Here is a 23,818-nt window from a genome sequence, read left to right as displayed (position 1 = left end):
CTCAGTGCACGCGGGCGCGGATCTGGCCGCGGATCGCCGGGAGGCCGAACTCGCGCACGGCGGTCAGCACCTCGGCCGACAGGTTCGCGAACGGGCGGCCCGCCTCGATCTTCCACCACAGGTCACCGATCGGGACGCCCGAGCCGACCAGCATCAGGTTGCCGATCCGCTCCTGCCAGCCCGGGCCGGTGTGGCCCGCGGCGCGGGTGTACGGCCGGATGCGCAGCTGGGAGGCCCACTCGTCGGTGGCGGTGACGCTCAACGACAGGGTGAAGCGGGTGGAGTAGGTGCTCGACTTGGCCGACTGGAGGATGGAGATCTGCCCGACGTGGGCGTTCTCGATCACCCGGAAGTGCCTGCCGTTGCCGGACAGGCCCAACGCCCGCAAGCCGGGGGCGAGTCCGGTCTCGACCATCAGCCGGAACCACTCGTCCGCATTGCGCACCGCGCCCGCTTCCACGTAGCCCCCTGTTTGGGTCAGGCCGCCCACGCTCGGCATCCGACTGGTCACTGGCGGAGTACTCCCCTGACCCTATCCGGCGGACCGCGGCGTTCCTACCCATTCACCGATCTCACCCCGGTTCGTGACCTGGTCGCCAACCACCATCAGGTGATGACGACACACACCGCGACCAACCGGCGATGTATGTAACACAGATCACACAGGCGTTCTCACCCGTGTGGGTGAGGTTGTCGCGGAAATGGCCGGAAATATCGAAACCGCACGTCACGGGTGGCGGATCGGGTCGTCGCACCTACACGGACGGGTGAACAGCTGGAGGAGCCACACATGCCGCGCAGTACCCACCGGGCCTTCGTCGGCAGGCCCGGGGAGGTAGGCCCAACGGTCGCGCTCGTCGACGGCGTCCCCTTGTTCCGGGAGGGGCTGTCCGCGCTCGTGCTGCGCACCCCCGGCCTGCGCTGGCTCGGCGCGACCGATACACCGCAGGGCGCGCTCGGGTTCGTCGAGCGGTTCCGCCCCGACGTCGCCCTGATCGACTCCGGCCTCGACCCGCGCGGACACCTGTCGACCTCGCTGTGCGCGGCGTGCCCCGCCCTCGCCGTGGTGATCCTGGTCCGCGAGGCGCACCGGACCACCCAGTACGTCGCCGCCGCGATCACCGCGGGCGTGCACGGCGTCCTGCAGCGCTCGGTCGAGCCACCGCAGGTCGTCGAGGCGATCCGGACCGTCCACGAGACCCGCCGCTACCTCGACCCCGGGCTGGCGAGCACCGTGGCCGCGCCGCGCGCCCGACTGGCCGGGGTGTCCGACGAGCAGCTGCCGCTGTCGCGCCGGGAGTTCCAGGTGCTGCAGCTGATCGCCGACGGGTTGGAGAACCAGGAGATCGCCAAGGTCCTGTTCGTCTCGGTGGAGACCGTGCGGACGCACGTCAAGAGCATCCTGCGCAAGCTCTGCGCCAGGGACCGCACGCACGCGGTGGCCGTGGCGTTCAAGTCGGGTGTGCTCATCGCTCCCGCCCGCAGGCCGCGCACCGGCACGTGAGCGGGATCTCGACCACCGACCGGGTGAAGCACCCCCCGCGCCTTGCCGCTCCTACCAGCCGGTAATAGACTCAAGTTACCGATGAGTAGCCGCTGCTCACGAGCGTGACACACGGAGCGACGAGATGGGCCACTACAAGAGCAACGTCCGCGACCTCGAGTTCAACCTGTTCGAGGTGTTCGCCGTCGGGGACCGGTTGGGCAAGGGGGTCCTGGCGGAGTCGGACGAGGAGACCGCGCGGGGCGTGCTCAGCGAGTTGAACAAGCTCGCCGTGGGTCCGCTGGCCGAGTCCTTCGTCGACGCCGACCGCAACCCGCCGGAGTACGACCCGAAGACCTTCAGCGCCACGCTGCCGGAGTCGTTCAAGAAGTCGTACCAGCAGATGTGGGACGGCGAGTGGTGGCGGCTCGGCCTGACCAACGAGCTGGGCGGCCTCGGCCTGCCGCCGACGGTCCAGTGGGCGGCCTCCGAGCTGATCCTCGGCGCGAACCCGGCGCTGTTCATCTACCTGGCCGGGCCGAACTTCGCGATGGTGGTGCACAACAACGGCACCGAGGAGCAGAAGCGCTGGGCCCGGCTCATGATCGACCGCGGCTGGGGCGCGACGATGGTCCTCACCGAGCCGGACGCCGGGTCGGACGTCGGCGCGGGCCGCACGAAGGCGGTCAAGCAGGAGGACGGCTCCTGGCACATCGACGGGGTGAAGCGGTTCATCACCTCGGGTGACCAGGACCTGACCGAGAACATCATGCACCTGGTGCTCGCCCGCCCCGAGGGCCACGGCCCCGGCACCAAGGGCTTGAGCCTGTTCCTGGTGCCCAAGTTCCACTTCGACACCGAGACCGGCGACCTCGGCGAGCGCAACGGTGCGTATGTGACCAACGTCGAGCACAAGATGGGCCTGAAGGTGTCGACGACCTGCGAGGTCACCTTCGGCCAGCACGGCACCCCGGCCAGGGGCTGGCTGCTCGGCGAGGTGCACGACGGCATCGCGCAGATGTTCCAGGTGATCGAGTACGCCAGGATGATGGTCGGCACCAAGGCCATCGCGACGCTGTCCACCGGCTACCTGAACGCGCTGGAGTACGCCAAGGAGCGGGTCCAGGGCGCCGACCTGCCGAACATGCTGGACAAGTCCGCACCCAGGGTCACCATCACCCATCACCCGGACGTGCGCCGCAGCCTCATGCTGCAGAAGGCGTACGCCGAGGGCCTGCGGTCGCTGTACCTGTACAACGCCACTTTCCAGGACCAGCTGTGGACCCGCGAGGGCGACGAGGAATCCCTGAAGCTCGCCGAACGGGTGAACGACCTCCTGCTGCCGATCGTCAAGGGCGTCGGCTCCGAGCGCGCCACCGAGCAACTGGTGCAATCCCTGCAAACCCTCGGCGGCTCCGGCTTCCTGCAGGACTACCCGCTCGAGCAGTACATCCGCGACTCCAAGATCGACTCCCTCTACGAGGGCACCACCGCGATCCAGTCCCTCGACTTCTTCTTCCGCAAGATCATCCGCGACAAGGGCCAGGCGCTGGCGTTCGTCGCGGGGGAGATCAGCAAGTTCCTGGAGTCGGAGAGCGGCAACGGTCGCCTCAAGCGGGAACGCGAACTCCTGAAGCAGGCCCTCGAAGACGTCCAGGGCATCCTCGGCGCGATGGTCGGCCACCTGACCGCGTCGCAGGAGGAGCCACGCAGCATCTACCGGGTCGGCCTGCACAGCGTCCGCCTGCTGATGGCGACCGGCGACCTGCTGGTGGGATGGCTGCTGCAACGCCAAGCGGAGATCGCCCTGGCCCGACTGGACGCTGGCGTCAGCGGGCGCGACAAGGCGTTCTACGAGGGCAAGGTGGCGGTGGCGTCGTTCTTCGCCAAGAACGTGCTGCCTGAGCTGTCAGCGGCCCGCAAGATCGTCGAGGCCGCGGACCTGGACCTGATGGACGTCGACGAAGCCGCGTTCTAGGAACTCGCTTTCGATGGCCCGCTACCCCCGTGGTGGCGGGCCATCGGCATCATCCGGGACGACATCTACTGTCCATGATGGACATGTCCACACTGGTTCTCTCGATCTATCCGGCTTCGGCACGCAAGACACGGGATCGGCGAGCCCACCACACAGCCGATGCCACGCGGCCGTCGTGGAACATGACATCAGCTAGGTTGATGGCAGCTTCAGCATCACCACTATCAGCCGCCATCCGGTACCAACGAGCGGATTCCGCGAGATCCCTCCGATTCGCATAGATGACGCCAAGGTTGAACATCGCACTGGCAACACCCATTTCGGCCGCCTTTTCCAGGTACGGAATAGCCTCGTCTACCCGACCTAGAGAGTGCAGGACCTGCCCGAGAGCGTCGATGGAGACGTGATCATCAAGCGCAGCGCCCCGCTCAAGCCACAGTGCCGCGTCCTCGAACCGGCCTGCGTCGTTGAGCAGGAATCCCATCCCCCTGATGCTCGTGAGGTCTCCGTGCTCGGCTCCCGCACGGAACCAGGCTTCGGCCTTCCCCAGGTCACCGGATACGGCGGACAGTGTCCCTGCACTGCCGAAAGCGGCCTGAACGCCCGCATCGGCAGCCTGCGTGAACCACTCCTCGGCACCCGCCCTGTCGCCCACCCGGACTCGGAGAGTGCCCAAGCTCATTGCCGCCTCGGCGACGCCGCGCTCGAGTGCCACTCGATACCAGTGCTCGGCACGCTCGTAGCGCCCAGCCTCGTGGTGGAACAACCCGATGTTGAAAGCAGCATATCGATCCCCCGCTTCATGCGCGAGGATGAACCACGGCATCGCCTCGTCCACCCTGCCTGCACTGGAAAGGATCTTTCCGAGGTTGGTGGCCGATCGGTGCTCGCCCAGTTCGGCTCCACGCCGGTACCAGATCTCTGCTTCCTCAATCTTCCCTTGCTCTTCAAGGTCGAATCCGAGAGAGAAGAATGCAGGCGGGTAGTTCATCTGCACGGCCTGCAGGATCCATTTGCGCGCGCTGGCCTTGTCACCGTCCTCTTCGTGCAACGCACCGAGGTTGTAGGCAGCCATTGGCTCACCCGCAGCGGCAGCCTGGACAAACAGCTCCCTGCCTTCGTCCGCACGGCTGGTTTCCATGCAGAGCACGCCGAGGTTGTAGGTCGCCAGTGCGCCGTCGAGGCTGTCGGCGACCATCGGCCTCCAGATGGCTTCCGCGATCTGACGCGAGAACTCGGTCCCGGTCTCCGCTGCTTTGACGGCGATGTTCATCAGCTGATCACCGGTCGCGTGCTCGACCGCTTGGTCCCACACCACGTCTGGCACCGCAGGACTCGGCGTGATCCGCTCGACGCTGTCCACCAGGTAGTCAAAGACTTTCCAGTGGGTCGGGGACACCGGGAGCAAGGGGCTCGTCACTCCGTAGCGGCGTTTCGCCGCCCATTCCCAAGCGTCTGGCAACGGCTCGGGTCGCAGGACGTGGCCGCCGTACGCCTCCAGGTAGTGCTCGTGGAGACCGGTGATCAGGCGTTCGTGGTACGGGCCTGGCAACCCGCATCGCTCCAGGTCGACTGCGGCCGCGACCAAGGCCGCTCCTCTTGGCTGCCCTTCGACATCGATGGCCCGACGCCACTCGGCCCAGATCGCGGGCCCTGCCGCGAGGTACTCGGCAACGCCGTAGATGCCGTGGTGTGCGACGGCGTCGACGATCCGCTCATCGGAGTGCTCACCAGCGCGCCGCAGTTCGTCACCGCTCCAGAGTCGAGGGACCTCGATGGCCTCCGCCATCTCCAGCACACGCGCGCCAAGCCTCACCGCCTGCGTCAGCGATGGGCTGATGCCCACGTGCCCACTAGGAGCGAATGTCTTCAGGCGCTGGATCCGCATAGTCGCGACCACCACGACATGCTGACGCCGGAACTCGGTGAGCAGGTTCTCGTTCAGCCCTCCTGGCCCGAGAAGCGATTCGTCGAGGTCATCGAGCCACAGAACACAGCGAAATCCTGACCGGGTGACAGCGTCCAGGATCGGCGCAAGATCCGCACTGACGAGTGGGGTCGCGACGCGGTGCTGCGGCAATACCGCCCGGATCGCCTCGAACGCCGCCCTGGTCTTGCCTGTCGCCGAATGGCCGAGCAGCAGCACCCAGCCGCCACCGTCGCCGAGGTTCGAGATCTTCTCTCGCAGGTCGGCGTCGACATCGCGTTCGACGTAGGGCGGGACGATGTCCCCGCCAGGCAACTCCTTGGCCCGGTGCACACCGGAAGCCAAGGGCGTCCACCCGCTGACGAGCGGCCAGGAGTGGGGATCGGGTATCTGCGCGACTCCTGATGGTGTCGAGACCACATTGATCGTCGCATGCCCGACTTGCACGATCCGACTGTCACGAACACCCCGGGCCTCATTCCACACCCCCTCTGGCGGGGTGTTCTGCTTGCCGTCGGGCGTCATGTCGCACTCCATCAGTCTGTAGGGCGCACGCACCACGTCGGACTCTCCTACTTGGCGGCAACCATAGCGGGAGTCCTACCTTTGGTAGAGCACATCGCCTCGACAGGAGGACCACCCCGTGGGCAAGGCACGCCGGAACAAGCGCGACGGACGCGGTCAAGCAGCCAAAGCGCGGGTTAGCTCAGCCATCAAGTCAGACGTCTCGAACGAGCGGGACGCCGCTGACGCCGCGCTTGCCAGGCTGTGCCGCAGGGCTGGCGCTGCCCGACAAAGCCTCGCGGAGGCTTACGCCCTTGGCTACGGCTCTCTGGTGATCCACCAGATCGAGGACACAACGCCCGATTGGATACACGATACAAATCCGCTTGATCTGATCATACTTGGGATGACATTCGGGAAGAACTTCAGAAACGGCTACGAGTTCTCCAACACCAGGGCCGCGTGGCTTCAACAACTCCGCAGCACGACACATTGGAGCGATATAGAGAAGTTCGTATCCGTCGCAATGGACTTAAGTCGTGATACCGGCCTAGCTTTGGATAGCGGCGAACTGCTCTACACATTGGCTAACCACCTGGAAGACGCGGGCCTGAACAGGCGGCGATTGCCCGCCTCACTGAGGCCCGAAGCGCTCCTCGCCAACGCTCGATTCGCATGTGGGCCTTCAACCGACTTCGAGTTACCAGAGGCGACGGCCGAGTCAGTCCTTCTAGCCGAAGAGTACCTGGCAGACCTGTCTGCCGATATTGATTTGCCAGACAGTTATGCAACCACACTGCGAGATGCACTGTGGCTGTTCGATCGCGCCGGAGCCCCGACGGACACAGATCCCATGGTGCTCCTGGTGGTGCTCTACACCGGCGTTGCCGCCTACCAGGTCGACGACCTGCTCGACTTGGTCGAGCCCGCTGAGGCTTGGGCCCTCAGCTTCGACTACTCGTCACCACTGAGCAGAGTCCTGGACACCATCCTCGTCGCATCAGCAGAGAGCTTGACAACCGTTGACACGCTGGCAAGACTGCTGACGCTACCCGAGTTTCTTGAGCCGGTGGACATGGCTACCCGCTCCTGGAATCGTTCACCTGGGCCAGAAATGACTGAGATAGCATTGAGCCTGGGATACACGCGAGCGATCTTCACGGACTACAAGACGGTAGCGCTCAGCCCCATCATGGCCGCGCAATTGAGGCGAGCGAAGGATAGTTTCGAACATCCACCAGCACCAGGCGATCTGATATTCGGAGTAGATCCCGAATTGGCCAAACAAGGTACGGTCAACGCTCTGCATAGCTTCGAAGTGCATCCGGCCATTATCAGCGCTTTTGAGACTGAGGACTTGCTTCCAGCCTCGCTCGATTCTTTCCACACAGCCGGAGACCGACGCGCTTGGCAAGAGGCGGTCGATCGATATGTTTCAACGAACCCCGATACCGAGGTTCCCGACCTCGACGCAGAGTTCGGGAAGATGAAGGCCCTCTCCAATATCTTACTAGTTCGCAGCATCGTCGACGACCCAGAGTTGGCGACAGAAGTGATCACACTCATCGACGACGCGACTGCATCCACAACCGATGAACTGGTTGACCTAGCTGACTTCCTCGAAGCACAGGCTTCCCACTTGGACGAGTTCGGCAAGACCGCGGAGACACGAGCTCAGACCATCGAGATGGCTCGATCATGGGGCGGCGAGGTGCTAGTTCGGCGCGTACTGAGGTGGATGGACGGAGAACCGACCATCCACCTCGGCACCGACCCAGTAGCTTTGCTGGTCGCCGCGGCGGTGTGGATCGGCTCGATGACCAGCGACGAACACTGAGCACTGGATCCGACGAGTCGACTCAGGTGCGGTGGGCCTTGGCGGCGGCGATGGCGTAGGTGCCGAAGGCGGCGAAGCCGAAGGCTACGACGATCAGCAGCACGGTGCCGAAGGGTTGGTTGGCGAGGGTGCGCAGGGCTGAGTCGAGGCCGCCTGCTTCGGAGGCGTTGGCGTCGAGGGCGGCGATGCCCAGGAGGACGCCGACGATGGCGATGCCGAGGCCCTTGGCGGTGTAGCCGATCTGGCCGAGGCGTTCGACCACGCGGGGTTTGGGGAGGTTGGTGGTTTCGAGGTCCTTCATGAAGGACTTGCGGAAGCCGGAGACGATGCTCGCGATGCCTGCGCCGATGACCACCAGGGCGACCAAGCCGACGATGACGCGGCCTGCGGGGAGTTCCATCAGGCGGGCGGTCATCTCCTTCTGCTTCTGGTCGCCGCTCTGGCTGCCGTTGCCGGTGGCGATGCGGATGGCGGCGATGCCGAGGGAGATGCCGACGATGCCGCGCACGGCCGCGCCCAAGCGCTTGAAGACGCGCTTCTTGCCGTCGTGCCACTGGTAGCTGACGGCGGCCATCAGCAGTTGCCACACGCCGAAGGCCAGCAAGCCGATGGCGAGGACCCACAGGATCACCGCGCCGAACGGGGTGCTCGCGATCTCCTGCAGGGCGCCAGTCTGGTCGGCTTCCTGGCCGCCGCTGCCGAAGGCGACCTGCAGGGCCAGGTACGCGATGATCACGTACACCGCCCCGTAGCAGGCCATGCCCGCGCGGCCCAACCCCTTGACCACGTCGTTGTGGTGCGCGCTGTGCACTGCGCTGGTCATGCGGCCTCCTCGGTCACGGTCCGGGGAGGAGGTGTCACCTGATCGGGTTGCTCAAACGTGAAAGGCCCGGTGACCGCACGTGGTCACCGGGCCTCGACAAGCAGACTCAGGCTGGCGGGGGCGGCACCTGCGGGGCAGGAGCGCACACGATCTTGGGCTGCGGGTTGTAGCGGACCGTGCGGGTGTCGCGGCGGACCTCGCGGCCGGTGCCCGCGTCGCGCAGGACGCGGGTGTCGGAGGTGGTGAAGCCCGGTGCGCCGTTGCTGGGGGTGCACTTGCCGGTGGTCGGACCGGGCTTCTCCTGCGGGGTGGTCTCCGCGGAGCGGCCGCCGGTGATCGACTCGACCGAGTAGCGCTTGGTGCCCCAGATCTTCACCGTGATGGAGCCGGAGGTCCAGATGGTCTGGATGGCCACGCCGGTCGTCGCGTCGTTGGTGAACTTCAGGTCGATGACGCTGCTGCCGTCGTGGTTCTGGAACACCGTCGCCTCGCGGGCGGCCGGGTAGCGGCTGATGTAGTAGCTGTGCTCCTTGTGGCCCGCGTCCTTGAGACCGGCGAAGTACGAGGCGTTGTACAGCGTCGTGGCGAACTGCGAGATGCCGCCGCCGACCTCGCGGCCCGGTGCGCCGTCCTTGATCACGCCCGCCTCGACGTAGCCCTGGACCGCGGTGCGCGGGCCGGTGAACCCGTTGAGGCTGAACGTCTCGCCCGGCTTGACGATGGCGCCGTTGACCTTCGCCGCGACGGTGCGGATGTTGATCCCGGAGTCGGCGGCGAAGCCCTTGGTGCTGAACTCGCCGATGACCTCCTTGATGCCGAGCTGGTTCGCCTGCTCGGTGGTCACCTTCGCCGGGGTCTTGGTGTACTCGACCTTGAGCTCGCGGCCGTCCTGCTTCTTCAGCACGTCGAGCAGGGTGGCGAACGCGGTGTCGTACTTGACCCCGGTGCCGTCGACCGAGGGGGTGACCGTCGGCGCGCCGCTCTCGAAGACGACCTGCGCGTCCTTGCCCTCCTTCTCGGTGGGGGCGAGCTGCGGCTTCACCGCGTCGGTGACCTTGACCAGGTCGAGCTTCGGGTTCAGGCCGCCGCCGTCGACCGGCTCGAACACCAGCGCGGACGCGATCACCGCTGGCTCGATCCTGGCGTCCTTGCCCTCGCCCTTGACCACGACCGGCCCGGACACCGCGACCTTGGCGAGCTCGAACGCGGCCCGCACGCCCTCGGTCGTCGTCTTCACCGGGGTGGAGGTCACCGGCAGGGTCAGCGACCCGCCCGCGACCCAGCCGTCGACGATGATCGACTTGGCTTTCGCGGCGTCGAGCTCCTGGCCCGCGACCGGCTCGACCGCGACCGGGGTGGCGCCGTCGAAGCGGATGCCGCCCTCGGCCGGGGCGCGGGTGCCCGCTGCCTTGAGCCGATCGATCGCACCGGTCAGCGCCGCGTCGTCGGTCGCGGTGACCACGCCGACCTCGCGGGTACCGCCGAACAGCGACGAGAGCCGGGTGAACGGGTTGAGCGGCTGGTCGCCAGCCTGCTCCAGGGTGGCGCCCCAGTTCAGCGTCAACCCGGACCTGGTCGGGTCCAGCTTCTCCTCGACGGAGCCGATCTTGAGCGACACCGGCTGGGTGAGCCGCGGCTCGATCTTGTTGCGCAACTCGCGCTCGGCGTCGACCTGCGACAGCCCGCCGACCTCGACGCCCGCCACGGTCGTCCCGCGCGGCACGTCACCACTGCTGATCGCCAGGTCGATGCCGTAGAGCACGGCCAACGCGCCGACCACCGCGCCCGCGATGACGGCGGGCTTGCGCAGACCCCCGCGCTTGGCCGGTTCCTCGTCGTGCCCCTGGTCCTGCGACGTGCCGAGCTTCTCGGTCGGACCGTCCAACGGCGACCCCACCGCCTGCGGTCCCACGTGCTGCGGCACCCGGGGCAGCAGGTCGGTCTGCTCGCTGTGCGACTCCGGCCATCTGGCCCCGTCAGGCCAGTCCTGGTCCTGCGGCACGGTTCACCTTTCCCCTCAGAGGTACCCCGGTCAGAGGTACAGCCCGGTCCCGTGTTCGGTGCGCTCGCTCGCCACGGCGTGCACGTCCCGCTCACGCATCACCAGGTATGCCTGCCCGTGGACCTCGACCTCGAACTGGTCCTCGGGGTTGAACAGCACCCGGTCGCCCACCTTCACCGTGCGGACGTTCGTCCCCGCCCCCACCACGTCCCCCCACGCGAGCCGCTTGGCGACCTGCGCGGTGGCCGGGATGACGATGCCGCCGGTGCTGCGCCGCTCCCCCTCCTCGGGGGTCAGCCGCACGAGGACCCGGTCGTGCAGCATCTGGACCTCGAGCTTCAGTTCCGACACCGAGGAATGGTAACCGCCTGCTCGGGGTGGGCTTCCGGCGTGGTCAGGGCTGCTCGTCGAGCCCGCCCATGACCAGTGGCAGCCGGTGCGCGCCGGTGTCGGTCACCCGGACGGGGACACCCCAGTCCTGCCTGGTCAGGTGGCACGCGGCGTGCTCGGTGCCGTCGTCGTCGCAACTGGCCGCCTGCGCGACGACGTGCAGCACCCCCTCGGTCACACCGGCGGCGACGGTCAGCTTGCGGGTCAGGTCGGTGCCGACACCCGCGCCGTCGGCCAGCAGTTCCGGCGGCGACGAGGTGATCTCCAGGCGGGTCGACGGGCCGTACCGCTCGTCCAGCTTCTGCCCGGGCGGCGGGGTGAACACGACGGCGAGGTCGAGCACCCCGGCGGCGATGTCGGTCGGCGGCCTGCGGACCTGGTGCGCCTCGCCGTCGACCAGGTGCGCCGCGGCGACCGGGCGGGACAGCCGGTGCGCGGCGGACTCGACGACGACCAGGTCACCGTCGAGCAGCACGGCGCCGGAAGGCTCGGCGAGGCCGGTGGCGAGGGTGCTGACCTCGTCGGTGGCCGGGTCGTAGCGCCGGATCGCGCCGTTGTAGGTGTCGGCGATGGCGACGGAGTGGTCGGCCAGGACGGTGACGCCGAGCGGGTGCTGCAAGAGCGCTCGGTCGGCGGGGCCGTCGCGGTGGCCGAAGTCGAACAGGCCCTTGCCGATCGCGGTGTGGACGGTGCGGTCGGCGTCGATCCAGCGCAGCGCGGAGGTCTCGGAGTCGACCAGCCAGAGCTTGTCGCCGTCGACGGCGAGGCCGGAGGTCTGGGCGAAGAAAGCCTGGTCGGCGGGGCCGTCGTGCAGACCCTCGACGGTCGTGCCCGCGAAGCGGCTGACCTGGCCGGTGCGGGGGTCGAACAGGCCGAGCGTGTGGTTGCCCGCCATGGCGATCACCAGACCTTGCGCGGGCTCCCACCAGACGAGGTCCCACGGGCTGGTCAGGTCGATCTCGAGACCGGGGCCGTCGGTCGGGCCATTGCGCCATTGCAGACCGGTGCCCGCGATGGTGGTGACCTCGCCGGTGTCGGTGTTGATGCCGCGCAGGAGGTGGTTGACCGTGTCTGCGACTACGAGGTGGTAGCCCACTCTTACGTGCTCGGGCAGCACGGCGACGGCGGAAGGCTCGGAGAAGGTGGGCTCGGTGCCGTCCTGCCTGCCGCGCGCGCCAGTGCCGTAGGTGGCCACGACGGTGTCGTCCTCGAGCTCGACGATCCGGTGGTGCGCGGTGTCGGCGACGAGGACGGTGCCCTTGCTGGTGACCGTCGCCTTCGCCGGGAACCGCAACTCCGTCGCGGCGGGCGGCGGAGGCACGTACGGGCCATCGCCGCGGTGCAGCGTCCCCTTCGCCTCGTGCTCGGCCACAACCTCGGCGATCACCCGCTTGAGCGCCTCCGCATGCCCCTCACCCGCGGCGACGTGCACGACATAACCCTCGGGATCGACCAGCACCAACGTCGGCCACGCCTTGACCGCGTACGCCTGCCAGGTGGTCAGATCGGGGTCGTCGAGCACGGGGTGGTGCACCTCGTACCGCTCAACCGCCGCCCTCAACGCCAGCTCATCCGCCTCGTGCACGAACTTCGGTGAATGCACCCCCACGGTCACCAGGACATCCTTGAACTCCTCCTCGACGGGACGGAGCTCGTCGAGGACGTGCAGGCAGTTGATGCAGCAGAAGGTCCAGAAGTCCAGGAGCAGGACCTTGCCGCGGAAGTCACCGAGGTGCAGGTCCTTGTCACCGGTGTTCAGCCAACCGCGCCCGATGAGTTCGGCAGCGCGGGACAGGCGACGGGGTTGTGCTGTGCTCACGGGTGGATCCAACACGCTGGCGGTTGCAGTCTGTTCCTGGGCCCAGGATGTGGGCTAGAGCTGCCGCCACCGGACGCAGGTGGGACGGGCGGCGGTGGCCAGGAACTCCTTGAGGGCATGGGTGAACAGGTCGAGGGCGAGTCCGGTGCCTGCTTCGAAGTCCGTGTGGTCGTAGTGGCGCGCTGGGGACGTTGGATCGCCGATGGGGAGGCTGAAGGGGTGCGTCGGGCAGTAGTGGGACAGGTAACCGAATCCGCGGTGGACTAGCGCCCAGAGCAGGTGGTCGGGGACTGACTTGCCGCTGAACTCCGAGATGACGGAGGGGCGGTCCAGGTGGAAGACCATCGCTGGATCGGCGCGTGGGTCGGATAGCAGGGCTACCAGGCGATCGACGTCGTCTGGGGTGTGGGCGACGAGCGTGCCGTCGGCAGGAAGTTCTTGGGGATCGCAGATCTCCCAGGCAGCCCTGAAGCTCATCCCACTCCTCAGCGGCGGGGTTAGGACCGTTCTCGCCTCGCCGTAGCGGACAAGAGCGGCGGCGTCCGGCTCCAACATAAGGTCAGGAGGTTCGGCGGAGCATGCGGGTTACGCCTGCGGCGACGGTGGTGGCGAGGATCCAGCCGAGGGCTATGAAGACGGCGGAGATCCATTGGGAGGGGCCGTCCACGGTCCATTTGTTCTTGTGGCCGAAGTCGACGATGGGGACCAGGAGGTCCAGGGTGTAGAGGACGGGGTTCCAGACGAGATGGTCGTCGGTGTTGGACTCGTGGGGGGTTGGGATCAGGGCGAACCAGAGGGTTCCGGCGATGAGGAAGCCGAAGAGCCAGGCCAGGGCTCGGGTGGGGCGGTAGCCGTAGCCGACCATCCAGCGTTGGAGCCTGCTCCAGAGGCGGATGCCGGGGGCGGCCAGGCGGGCTCCATCTGCCAGTGCGTTGTAGCGGCAGCGTTGTTTTTCCACCAGTACGGTCGCGGCGTGTTCTTCGTTGCCCGCGGCGCGGAGCATGTGGGCGAATTGGTCGTAGGGGCCGGGGCGGTAGACGTCGCGCATGCTTTCGCGGAGCCAGTGGAGTCGGCGTTCGATCTCGGCGTCGTCGTCGAGTTCGACTGGGACGGTGAGGGCGTCGTAGCGGAAGTCTTCCAGTTCGATGCCGCCCTGGGCGCGCCAGAAGATCTCGTTGTCGGCGAGGAAGGCGCAGCGGGCGTGGCGCAGGTCGATGCGGCCGCGGGGTGCGGTGGCGACGTCGAGGCGGAGTTCCTGGGTTTGGATGCCGAAGGCGTTGAGGGCGACCAGGTCGTGGTCGTTGCCGAGTTCGGCGCCGTGGAAGTTGGTCTCCCGCAGGATCTCCGCGCGGCGCATGCGGATCTCGCCGTGCGCGGCGAACGGTTCGGCGCAGATCAGGTCGCGGCCGATGTGGGACACGCGCAGGTCGAGCGACGGTTTCGGTGACGAGTCCCGCGCGTAGCTGCCCGGTGCGACGAACCGGCTGCCGCGCAGGTCCAGGTTCGCGCCGACCTTCGCGCCCGGCAGCAGCACCGAGCCGAACACCAGCAGCGACCGGCCGTCGAGGTTGCCGCCGACGGAGAACCGGCGCCCCTCCACGGCGTCGCCGTGCCGGTTGCTGAGCACGGCCCGGTCGAACAGCACGCTGCCCTGCACCTTGACGTCGACCAGCCGGATCTGCCCCGCGACCCGCGCGTCACGGGCGTCGATGCCGCCGCGGACCTCGGTGCCGTCCAGGTGCAGTGCGCGATCGGCGTACGGCCCGGGCGCCCCGGCCTGTTCGACGAACGTCTCCCGCCCGCCGGACAGGTCGACCCGCGAGTGCGACAGGCGCAGGGAGCCGCCGATGTGGGCGTTGACGATGCGGACGGTGCCGGTGCTGCTGAAGTCGCGGTCGAGGTTGACGTTGCCGTCGACCCTGGACCGGTCGGCGACGAGGGTGGCGTTGGGGTCGAAGAACGGGTCGTCCGGGGGGACCGGGCGGGAGTGCTCGGTGCGCGGGGTGAGCCGGGCGCCGCGCAGGGAGAAGTCGCTGTCGACGCGGGCGCTGGGCAGGAAGAGTTGGCCGTCGCAGCGGAACCGGGCGCCGGTGCGGGGGTCGGCTGTGAGGTGCAGGTTGCCGCCGACCTGCAGGCCGTTGCCGTTCATGGCGATGCCGCGCGGGTTGTCCAGGTGGGCGCCCGCGAAGTTGAGGTTGCCGCCGCTGCGCAGGCCGGGGATGCGGACCTCGCCCCTCGCGACGAGGTTCGACGCCAGCAACGCGCCCGCCAGGTGCAACCGGTCGCCGTGCAGGGCGGGGCCCTTGGTCGGGGCAAGAGTGGCGCCGGTGAGCACGAGGGTGCCGTGGATCTCGCCGTCGGTCAGGTCGAGGCTGCCCGCGATAACAGTGCCGCCGACGAACTGGAGGTCGTTGTCGCTGCGCAGGTTGCGGCCTTGGAGCCCGGGCAGCCAGCAGTTCCGGAACTCGACCCCGGCGAGGCGGGCCTGCCGCATGTCCGGCGGCTGCTCGAACCGGCAGCGGACGAACTCCAGCAGGTAGGGGAACTCGACCGCGCGTAGATCGAGCGGACCGACCAGGTAGCGGTCACTGACGCTGACTACCGGAACCGTCGTCGGTCTACGCCGCCGCAGCACCCCGCCGTTCTCCGGGTCCACGCGGCGCACAACATCTAGAGCCTGCATGACGGCCCACTCGGGCGGGTCGGGGGAGTGCGGGTCCAGCACACCCCCGACCTCGTCGGTCTCGCGTCCGGCCACGGCGTCCCCTCCCCTCAGAAGGGTGAACGCACACCGGTCACGCTTCGTTCCCGGGGGATTACTCCACGCGGTTGATCGGATCCAACACCCGGGCGAGGAACGTCTTGGTCCGTTCGTGTTGCGGTGCCGCGATGACCCGCGACGGCGGACCCTGCTCGACCACGACGCCGCCGTCCATGAACAGGACCTTGTCGGCGACCTCGCGGGCGAACTGCATCTCGTGCGTGACCACCAGCATCGTCATGCCCTCGGTGGCGAGCGTGCGCATCACCCCGAGCACCTCGCCGACCAGCTCCGGGTCGAGCGCGGAGGTCGGCTCGTCGAACAGCATGACCTCCGGCCCCATCGACAGCGCGCGGGCGATGGCCACGCGCTGCTGCTGGCCGCCGGAGAGGGTGGCCGGGTAGGCGCGGGCCTTGTCGGCCACGCCCACCTTCTCCAGGTTCTCCATCGCGGTCCGCTCGGCGTCGGCCTTGTCGCGCTTGAGCACCTTGCGCTGGGCGATGGTGAGGTTGTCCAGCACGGTGAGGTGCTGGAACAGGTTGAACTGCTGGAACACCATGCCCACGCGGCGGCGGGCGGCGTTGATGTCGCAGTCGGGGTCGGTGATCTCGACACCGTTGACCACGATCTTGCCGCCGTCGGGCTGTTCGAGGAGGTTGACGCAACGCAGCAAGGTGGACTTACCGGAGCCGGATGGTCCGATAACGCAGACCACCTCGCCGGTCTCGACCGTCGCGTCGATGCCGCGCAGGACCTCGAGGTCGCCGAACGACTTGTGCAGGCCGAGGATCTGGACAGCGCTCATCGGGGGCTCACCTGGCCTTCTGTTGCTTGGCTTCCAACCGGCGCACCACGTAGCCCAGCGGCAGGGTGATCACCAGGTAGGCGGCACCGGCCAGCACCAGCGGGGTGGAGTCGGCGTACTCGGTCGCCAGGTCGCCGCCGAACTTCGACAGCTCGGTGGTCAGCGAGGTCACGCCGAGCACGAACACCAGCGAGGAGTCCTTGAACAGCAGGATCAGCTCGTTGGTCAGCGGCGGGATCACGATCCGCAGCGCCTGCGGGATGACGATCGACACCATCGCCCTGGTGTGCGACATGCCCAGCGAGCGGGCCGCCTCGGTCTGCCCGCGCGGGACCGCCTGGATGCCCGCGCGGAACGTCTCGGCCATGTACGCCGAGGCCACCAGCCCGAGCGCGACGGCGACCGTGCCGTACTGGTCGAACGGGAACTTCATCCCGGGGAAGGCCACCGGCAGGCCGAAGCCGAAGATCAGGAAGACGACCAGGGCGGGCAGCCCGCGGAAGACCTCGATGTAGGCCAGCGCGAAGCCCCGGTACACCGCGATCGACGACAGCCGCGCGAGCGCCACGACCAGGCCCAGCACGAACCCGACCACGTACGCCGACAGCGTGTAGATGATCGTGTTCTTGAGCGCGATGGTGATCAGCTCGGGGAACGCCTGCTTCGCGACCTCGAGGTCGGCGAAGTTCTCCACCACCGCCTTCCAGTCGGCGGAGAGGACGACGAAGAGCACGACCGCGGCGAACACGGCGTACTGGACGCTGCGGGCGATCCGCTGCCGCTTGCGCGGGCTGAGGCGGGCCCGGGGTGCCGGGCCCGCCTCCTGGCCGTGGCTCACTTGCCCGACGGGGTCGACTTGGGCTTGGAGCCCATCCACTGCTCGTACGACTTGGCCCAGGTGCCGTCCTTGATGGCGGCGTCGAGCGCGTCGTTGAGGGTCTTGAGCAGCTCGGGGTTGCCGCCCTTCTTCACCGCGATGCCGTACTGCGCGCCGGTCTCGATCTCGGCGCCGATCTCGAACTTCTCGCCGAGGCCCTGCTTCTTGAGCCACTCGTTGACCACGGGCAGGTCCTGCAGCACCGCGTCGACCTGACCGGCCTGGTACGCCTGCAGCTGCTTGCCGGAGTCCTCGAACTCGGTCGGCGTGAAGCCCTTCTCGGTGGCGTAGTCGAGGCTGGTGGTGCCCCGCTGCACGCCGATCTTCTTGTCCTTGAGCTGGTCGAGGCTGGTGATGCCGGAGCCCTTGGGCACCAGCAGCGCGATGACCTCGTCGAAGTACGGGTTGGTGAAGTCGAGGTTCTGCTTGCGCTCGTCGGTGATCGTCATGCCCGCGGCGGCGACGTCGCACTTGCCGGAGTTCAGCGCGGCGCCGCTCTTGATGACGTCGAACTGGATGTCGACGATCTCCTGGGTGACGCCGAGCTTCTTGGCCGCGAGGTCGACCATGTCGACGTCGAAGCCGACGGTCTTGTCGCCCTGCTTGAACTGGAACGGCGGGTACGGCAGGTTCGTGCAGGTCTTGATCTTGCCTGCCTCGACGAGCTTGACCCCGTTCGCCGCGGTGTTGCCGCCGCTGGAACCGGTGGTGCCGCCGTCGGAGCTGCCGCAGGCCGCGACCGCGAGTGCGAGCGCGGGCAGCAGGGCGAGCACCTTCAGCTTGGATCGACGCGCCACGGTGTCACTCCTCATTCATCTCAGGTGCGAGGTGGGACGCATACTGCCATCCAGTGCCGAAACTGTGCACTACTCGTCGGTTTGTCACATGTACGCATCCTATTTGTTGCGTAGACGAGACGCCGGACGCACTTTTTCCCGCCTCCGAGCCTTCTTGCCGAAAGATGCGCGGCATCCGGACCGCTGGAGTCGAGCAGAGGCGGCGGTGTGAGCTCTCCCTTCGAGTCCGCATCGCAACAGATCGCGAACAGATGGCGCCAGGGGTGCTCGTCACCAGATGCCACTACGCTTCCCATACGTGGACGGTGATCTGCCCTACGAGCGCGTGATTCCCGCTGACCGGTGGCTCGGCTCCCTGCTGGCCGGCGCGGTCGGCGACGCATTGGGCGCGCCGATCGAGTTCCTCTCCATAGACGAGATCCGTGGTCGCTTCGGCGAGGCGGGGGTAACCGGCTATGAGGAGGCATACGGTGGCCGAGGCCGGATCACCGACGACACGCAGATGGCCCTCTTCACGCTAGAGGCGATGATCCGCGGTCACCTCGGTAGACGCCTCATGTTCTTCGAGCAGCAGCCCGCGTCGGTGATCCAGCACGCCTACCAGCGCTGGTACCACACGCAGGGCACCCCGTGGCACCAAGCGGGCGGCTCTTACGCCATGGAGGCCGACCCGGACGGTTGGCTAATCCGTGAGCGCGGGCTCTACCACCGCCGTGCTCCCGGGGCCACGGTTCTTACCTCGCTCAAGGGCTTCGCCGCGGGCAACGACCGGGGCACCCTCTCGCACCGCATCAACGACTCGAAGGGCTGCGGCGCGGTCATGCGCGCCGCGCCGTGCGCGTTGTGGTCGGAGGACCCGCTCGACTCGTTCGTCGTGGCCGCCCAGTCCGGCGCCCTCACCCACGGCCACCCCAGCGGCTACCTCACCGCGGGTGCGCTGGCGTTCCTGGTGCACCGCCTGCTCGACGGCACCGACCTGCCCACCGCCATCGCCGAGGTCCGGGCCGAGTTGATCACCTGGGAGGAGTCCGCCGAGACCGTCGACGCCATCGACGACGCGGTGGACATGGCCGGGCGCGGCAGGCCGAGCGCGGAGACGCTGGCCAAGCTCGGCGGCGGCTGGGTCGGCGAGGAGGCGCTGGCCATCGGGCTGTGCGCGGCGCTGGTGGCCGACAACCTGCCCGACGGCCTGCTGCTGGCGGTCAACCACTCCGGCGACAGCGACTCGACCGGCGCCATCTGCGGCAACCTGCTCGGCGCCGCGCAGGGCGTCGGCGCGCTGCCCGCCGAGTGGCTCGCCGACCTGGAGCTGCGCGATGTCATCGAGGAACTGGGCCGCGACGCGTTGATCGAGTTCAGCCCGACCAACTCGCTGGAGCAGGCGGGCTGGCGGGAGCGCTACCCGGCCTGGTGAGTGCGCGGAAGGGACTGACAAGCCGGGCGCGGTCGGGGACACTGGCCGCGCCATCGCCACCGAGCAAGCCCGGGAGCCACGCGTGAGCCAGCCGTCGTTCGGCGGGGACGGATTCCAGACCGAGCAGGAGCTGCGCCGCTGGTCGGCGGGCGTCGCCGCCAAGGCGGAGCGCTACCAGGTCATGCAGACCGAGGTCGCCCGCGTGTCGGTCTCCGAGTCCGACCGCGACCGCGTGGTGACGGTGACCGTCGACGCCACCGGCGTGGTCACCGACCTGGTGATCAGCGAGCAGGCCCGCGAGATCAGCGGCGCCGAGCTGTCCGCGCTGGTGCTGCGCACGATGCGGTCGGCCCAGTCCCGGATCACCGGGGCGGTGGCCGAGGTCATGGAGCGGACCGTCGGCGACGACCCGCAGACCGTGGCCGCCGTGGTCGGGTCGTATCGGGACAGGTTCCCGGAACCGGAGCCCGAGCCCGAGCGTCCAACCGCGAGCACCGTCGACGAGATGCGCCTGGGGCGGGTCGAGGACGGTGACGAACCACCGAGACAGCGACCGACCCGGACGACCCGCCCGAGCACCGACGACCCGGACGACGACTGGGGCGGACCCTCGATCCTGCGCTGAGAAGGAGTCCAGCGGTGCCCGACGGATACGGCGTCCTCACAGATGAGCTGGGCGCGCACGCAGGCAGGCTCGACGCGCTCAACGACCGGCTGGAGCAGGCGTTCGACGCGGCCAACCAGGTGCACCTCGGCAGCGCGGCGTACGGGGTGATCTGCCAGTTCTTCGTGCCGATCGTGCAGGCGGTCAGCCAGCCCGCGGTCGACTCGATCCGCGAGACGGCCACGACCGTGGAGGCCACCGCGAACGGCGTTCGCGAGACCGCGGGCTCTTACAGCAACACCGAGCGCGCCAACACCCAGCCCTTCTCCGGTGGTGCCAGGTGACGAACCCCCTGGTCGCCGCGCGCGAGGACTCCACCAAGAGCTACACGGGCATCGGCCTGGTCGAGTCCGCGGCCGACATCTACAACGGCGTGCAGAACGGGTCCTGGGTCGAGGGCGGGCTCGGCGCGCTCGGCGGCGGCCTGGAGGTCCTGTCGCTGGCGCTCGACCCGATCGGCACACTCGGGCAGTACGCGATCTCGTGGGTGATCGAGCACGTCGCCCCGCTGCGCGACGCGCTGAACTGGCTGGCAGGCGACGCCGACCAGATCGCCGCGTACGCCACGACCTGGAAGAACGTGTCGCAGGCGGTCGGCGGGGTCGCCACCGACTTCGGCACCGAGGTCGCCAACGGCACCTCCGGGTGGACCGGTCCGGCCGCCGACGCCTACCGCGCCAACACCGCGGCGCAGGGCCAGCACATCACCGCGGCCGCCTCGGGCGCCGGGACGATCGGCACCGTCGTCGAGGTGGTCGGTGCCCTGGTCGGCGTGGTCCGCGGCATCGTGCGCGACCTGGTGGCCGAGTGCATCTCGACGCTGCTGCTGCGGCTGCCGCAGTGGCTGGCCGAGGCCGGGTTGACGCTGGGCCTGGCCACCCCGCACATCGTCGCCTCGGTCGGGGCGCTGGTGTCGAAGTGGGTCGGGCGGATCACCGAGGTGATCACCAAGCTGATCCGGTCGGTGGAGAAGCTGCGGCCGATCCTGGCGAAGCTGGGCGAGATCTGGGAGGCGATCAAGTCGGGGCTGCGCGGTCTGCGCACCACCCCGCGCGGCGCCGACACCCCATCCGCGCCGGATGCCGTTCGCCAGGCTCCTACGCACGTCGACCCGCCGTCGACGACAGGCCAACCGAACCTGACCACTCCCAACACGACGAACGCGCCGTCGACGTCCACTGCGCCGAGCGGGTCATCGGCTCCGACGACGACAACGAGCAGCGCGCCGCCCACGCCTTCTACTACTACGGCGCCCAGCGGCACGTCCTCGCCGTCGACCACACCGTCGTCGGTTACGCCTACCGTCACGCCGTCGTCGTCGACCGTGCCCAGCAGTTCTGTCTCGCCGTCAACCACACCGTCGTCGGCCACCCCCACGGTCACGCCGTCATCGTCAACCGTGCCGAGTGGATCGTCCACGCCTTCGACTACCGGTGGCGGTAGCGGGACTCCGCCGGTCAAGCCGACCACCCCGGGCTCGTCCGGTCCGCACTGGACCGACACCGTGCGCGGCAAGTTCACCGACGCCGAGTGGGCCGACTTCAAGAAGGCCATGGACAAGCTCGGCGCCGACCCCAAGGCGGGCGACGTCCCCGGGTCCGGCCAGCTCACCCCGCACGAGCGGGACCTGATGGCGCGCGCGATGAAGGAGGTCGAGGTCACCAACGGCACGCTGATGCAGAAGGTGATCCCGGACGCCGACGTCGCCAACTACCTCAACGGCAAGTACACCGAGGTCGGCGGCTTCGTGGCCCGCCACCAGGACGCGGGCGTGCTCAACACCCCGGCCGACCTGATCAACGGCAACCGGCTCGACTACACCGGCACCCCGTACGACGTGAAGCAGCCGACCATCCACACCATCGAGTTCCCCGCCTCCGACGCGTCGCTGTACCGGACGCCGGTCGGCGCGCCCTCGGTCGACCCGGCGGTGCCCGGCGGGCTCGGCGCGACCGACCCGAAGGTGCTGGCCGCGCGCGACGACATGGTCAACGCCGTGCAGAACGCGGGCGTCCCGCCGGACCGGTACAGCCCGTCGATCAACCAGTGGCCCTACACCGGCGCAGGCGTGACCGCGCACCCGACGATGGGGGTGCCCGAGTTCCAGATGTCGAGCCGGATGCCGATCCCGGACGGCGCGACCATCAACCAGTTCGACGCGGCGGGCAACAAGACCGTCGTCGCGGTGTATGACAGTGTGCTCGGGTGGGTGAAGCCGTGATGAGGTACGCCGGGCCGCGGTCCGGTGAGTTCGCCGTGGTGCGCGGGGTGACGCACCCGTGCACGTACTCGCCGAACAACGACCGGGTCGTGCTCAAGACCCAGCAGGCCGACAACCCGGACGCGACGCTGTTCTCCTGGCACGAGCGCTACGGCGGCTGGGTCGCCGACCTCACCTCCACCGACTGCGACCGGGTCTACTCGGCCAGGTCGTTCGGCAGGTGGCAGGGGCACCGGGTGGCCGTCGAGTCCGTCGTGGACGGGGTCGCGACGGTCACCTACGCCGACTCGAACGGCGGCTGGGCCGCGGAGAACGGCTTCGCCGAGGTGGACCGGTACGAGTACCGCCGCGAGGTGCCCGCCGCCGAGCTCGGGGACGTGCACGAGGAGCAGCGGGACCTGGGATTCACCCGGTGGCGTGAGAGCACGTTCGAGTGACGGGGAGTCTGAGCGACCACGAGCGGGCGTTGACCGCGCGGGTCCACGCCATCGTCACGCTGGCGCCGGACACGTGGCTGGTCAAGGTCCTTGCACCGTGGTCGGTTGAGCGCTACCTGCGGCACGAGGTGTCGCCCGGCGCGGTCGGCTCGCAGCCGCCGTTCGACTACCGGCTGGTCAGCGGCACCGTCGGCCGCCTGCAGGACTGCGGCAACCTCCGCACCCCGCGCGACTTCCACCAGGCGTTCCGGCTGGACTACGCGGGCAGCCCGTTCCACCCGGACATGCCAGTCCTGCACACCATGGAGTTCACCGCGGGCGCCCCGGACCGCTACGTCGTGCCCTTCGGCGCCCCGACCGGCCCCCGCGAACCTGCTTACGCGATGACCGCCGCCGCTCTAGCCGCGGGCGTGGACCCTAACTCTGTCCGCACTGAGTTCGCGCCTTGGCCGTTCACCGGTACGGGACTCACCGCGGGCGGGCCGTTGGCGCTACCTGAGTGGTGGAAGCAGCCTGGCGTGATCCCTAGAGGCGCGCGCATCGTGGCTTACACACCGCGCGGACCCCACCCGGTCGCCCTGTGGACAGCGTCCACCTGGACTCCCTTGGACCCTCGATGACCTACCAGCGCCCCCGCACGGGCATCATCGCCGTACTCGACGGCCGCGAGTACCCGGCAGGCGTCGAAGGTGGCGAGGTCACCCTCACCAGCCCGACCGACCCGGTCGACCCGCGCTTCACCCAGACCGCAGGCGGCTGGGAGTTCGTGGTGACGCTGGACGTGCTGGACCGGTTGGACGAGGTCACCACCCGCGCCGAACACCTCGGCCACGACTGCCTGGTGGTCGGCATCTCGCCCGAGGGGTCGGCGGGGCTCTACTACCTGGGCCCGGACAAGACCCAGGCCGCCGCGGACGGGTTCGTCCAGATCGACCCGGGCACGTGGGCCAAGAACACCCAGGTGGGCGACCTGACCAACTTCCGCGAACACCACGCCGACCTGCTGTTCCCGACCTGGCTCGACCAGGCTCCTTCTCGGCCCTGACCAGCGGGGATTCTGCGCGGCGGGGCGTGGGTGA

General features: G+C 68.5%; 21 protein-coding genes. 10 read left to right on the top strand and 11 right to left on the bottom strand.

Going from position 1 to position 23,818, the window contains the following annotated elements; genetic code table 11:
- Position 1: 1 nt before the first annotated feature.
- Positions 2-511: a DUF4304 domain-containing protein gene (locus tag CLV68_RS04050; protein ID WP_147459872.1), complete on the bottom strand. Its 510-nt coding sequence runs from the start codon at positions 509-511 to the stop codon at positions 2-4.
- Between the two features lie 279 nt (positions 512-790).
- On the opposite strand from CLV68_RS04050, the gene CLV68_RS04045 reads away from it, so the two are divergent.
- Both CLV68_RS04045 and CLV68_RS04040 read left to right on the top strand, forming a co-directional pair.
- The gene (locus tag CLV68_RS04045) at positions 791-1,504 is read left to right on the top strand and encodes a response regulator transcription factor (protein ID WP_121389220.1); all 714 of its coding nucleotides are present in this window, start codon (positions 791-793) and stop codon (positions 1,502-1,504) included.
- A 124-nt stretch (positions 1,505-1,628) separates the two neighbouring features.
- Entirely contained in the window at positions 1,629-3,461 is a 1,833-nt protein-coding gene (locus tag CLV68_RS04040; protein ID WP_121389219.1) for an acyl-CoA dehydrogenase, read from the top strand.
- Positions 3,462-3,567: 106 nt separating this feature from the next.
- Here the strand turns inward: CLV68_RS04040 and CLV68_RS04035 are convergent, their stop codons facing one another.
- Positions 3,568-5,913 carry a tetratricopeptide repeat protein gene (locus CLV68_RS04035; RefSeq protein WP_170224061.1) on the bottom strand — a complete coding sequence of 782 codons (2,346 nt, stop codon included), beginning with the start codon at positions 5,911-5,913 and terminating at the stop codon, positions 3,568-3,570.
- 118 nt (positions 5,914-6,031) lie between these two features.
- On the opposite strand from CLV68_RS04035, the gene CLV68_RS33270 reads away from it, so the two are divergent.
- Complete coding sequence (locus CLV68_RS33270; protein ID WP_147459871.1) at positions 6,032-7,729, top strand: hypothetical protein; 1,698 nt, start codon at positions 6,032-6,034, stop codon at positions 7,727-7,729.
- A gap of 22 nt (positions 7,730-7,751) precedes the next feature.
- Here CLV68_RS33270 and CLV68_RS04025 read toward each other — a convergent pair whose 3' ends face one another.
- The 9 genes from CLV68_RS04025 to CLV68_RS03985 form a co-directional block, all read right to left on the bottom strand.
- Positions 7,752-8,552, bottom strand: coding sequence for a DUF1206 domain-containing protein (locus tag CLV68_RS04025; protein ID WP_246009657.1), 801 nt, complete (start codon positions 8,550-8,552; stop codon positions 7,752-7,754).
- Between the two features lie 106 nt (positions 8,553-8,658).
- Entirely contained in the window at positions 8,659-10,554 is a 1,896-nt protein-coding gene (locus CLV68_RS04020) for a VanW family protein (protein ID WP_121389216.1), read from the bottom strand.
- Between the two features lie 30 nt (positions 10,555-10,584).
- Positions 10,585-10,878: a GroES family chaperonin gene (locus tag CLV68_RS04015; protein ID WP_092782310.1), complete on the bottom strand. Its 294-nt coding sequence runs from the start codon at positions 10,876-10,878 to the stop codon at positions 10,585-10,587.
- Positions 10,879-10,948: 70 nt separating this feature from the next.
- The gene (locus CLV68_RS04010) at positions 10,949-12,763 is read right to left on the bottom strand and encodes an NHL domain-containing thioredoxin family protein (RefSeq protein ID WP_121389215.1); all 1,815 of its coding nucleotides are present in this window, start codon (positions 12,761-12,763) and stop codon (positions 10,949-10,951) included.
- Between the two features lie 54 nt (positions 12,764-12,817).
- Positions 12,818-13,240 carry an Imm1 family immunity protein gene (locus CLV68_RS04005; RefSeq protein ID WP_170224060.1) on the bottom strand — a complete coding sequence of 141 codons (423 nt, stop codon included), beginning with the start codon at positions 13,238-13,240 and terminating at the stop codon, positions 12,818-12,820.
- Positions 13,241-13,322: 82 nt separating this feature from the next.
- Complete coding sequence (locus CLV68_RS04000; RefSeq protein WP_246009656.1) at positions 13,323-15,521, bottom strand: translocation/assembly module TamB domain-containing protein; 2,199 nt, start codon at positions 15,519-15,521, stop codon at positions 13,323-13,325.
- 58 nt (positions 15,522-15,579) lie between these two features.
- A complete protein-coding gene (locus CLV68_RS03995) occupies positions 15,580-16,329 on the bottom strand; it encodes an amino acid ABC transporter ATP-binding protein (protein ID WP_121389213.1) in 750 nt (249 codons plus the stop codon).
- Positions 16,330-16,336: 7 nt separating this feature from the next.
- Positions 16,337-17,167 carry an amino acid ABC transporter permease gene (locus CLV68_RS03990; RefSeq protein WP_121389212.1) on the bottom strand — a complete coding sequence of 277 codons (831 nt, stop codon included), beginning with the start codon at positions 17,165-17,167 and terminating at the stop codon, positions 16,337-16,339.
- Positions 17,164-18,003, bottom strand: coding sequence for an ABC transporter substrate-binding protein (locus tag CLV68_RS03985; protein ID WP_211346426.1), 840 nt, complete (start codon positions 18,001-18,003; stop codon positions 17,164-17,166). Before CLV68_RS03985 ends, CLV68_RS03990 begins: the two co-directional genes overlap by 4 nt.
- Positions 18,004-18,301: 298 nt before the next feature.
- On the opposite strand from CLV68_RS03985, the gene CLV68_RS03980 reads away from it, so the two are divergent.
- The 7 genes from CLV68_RS03980 (at position 18,302) to CLV68_RS03950 (ending at position 23,784) form a co-directional block, all read left to right on the top strand.
- A complete protein-coding gene (locus CLV68_RS03980; RefSeq protein WP_246009655.1) occupies positions 18,302-19,417 on the top strand; it encodes an ADP-ribosylglycohydrolase family protein in 1,116 nt (371 codons plus the stop codon).
- A gap of 82 nt (positions 19,418-19,499) precedes the next feature.
- Positions 19,500-20,042 (top strand): YbaB/EbfC family nucleoid-associated protein, encoded by a 543-nt coding sequence (locus CLV68_RS03975; protein ID WP_121389209.1) that lies wholly within the window; start codon positions 19,500-19,502, stop codon positions 20,040-20,042.
- A 14-nt stretch (positions 20,043-20,056) separates the two neighbouring features.
- Positions 20,057-20,365, top strand: coding sequence for a type VII secretion target (locus CLV68_RS03970; RefSeq protein WP_121389208.1), 309 nt, complete (start codon positions 20,057-20,059; stop codon positions 20,363-20,365).
- The gene (locus CLV68_RS03965; protein ID WP_121389207.1) at positions 20,362-22,302 is read left to right on the top strand and encodes a WXG100 family type VII secretion target; all 1,941 of its coding nucleotides are present in this window, start codon (positions 20,362-20,364) and stop codon (positions 22,300-22,302) included. The genes CLV68_RS03970 and CLV68_RS03965 overlap by 4 nt, the downstream gene beginning before the upstream one ends.
- Positions 22,302-22,739 (top strand): hypothetical protein, encoded by a 438-nt coding sequence (locus CLV68_RS03960; protein ID WP_121389206.1) that lies wholly within the window; start codon positions 22,302-22,304, stop codon positions 22,737-22,739. Before CLV68_RS03965 ends, CLV68_RS03960 begins: the two co-directional genes overlap by 1 nt.
- Positions 22,736-23,359, top strand: a complete 624-nt coding sequence (locus CLV68_RS03955) for a hypothetical protein (protein WP_121389205.1) — start codon at positions 22,736-22,738, stop codon at positions 23,357-23,359. Before CLV68_RS03960 ends, CLV68_RS03955 begins: the two co-directional genes overlap by 4 nt.
- Positions 23,356-23,784: a hypothetical protein gene (locus CLV68_RS03950; protein ID WP_121389204.1), complete on the top strand. Its 429-nt coding sequence runs from the start codon at positions 23,356-23,358 to the stop codon at positions 23,782-23,784. The genes CLV68_RS03955 and CLV68_RS03950 overlap by 4 nt, the downstream gene beginning before the upstream one ends.
- The last annotated feature ends 34 nt before the right edge of the window (positions 23,785-23,818 follow it).

It is taken from the genome of Actinokineospora cianjurensis (assembly GCF_003663795.1).
In the GTDB taxonomy this organism is placed as follows: domain Bacteria; phylum Actinomycetota; class Actinomycetes; order Mycobacteriales; family Pseudonocardiaceae; genus Actinokineospora; species Actinokineospora terrae.
The sequence above is the reverse complement of the archived record's forward strand: the minus strand, read 5'-3'. Positions and strand labels throughout refer to the sequence as shown.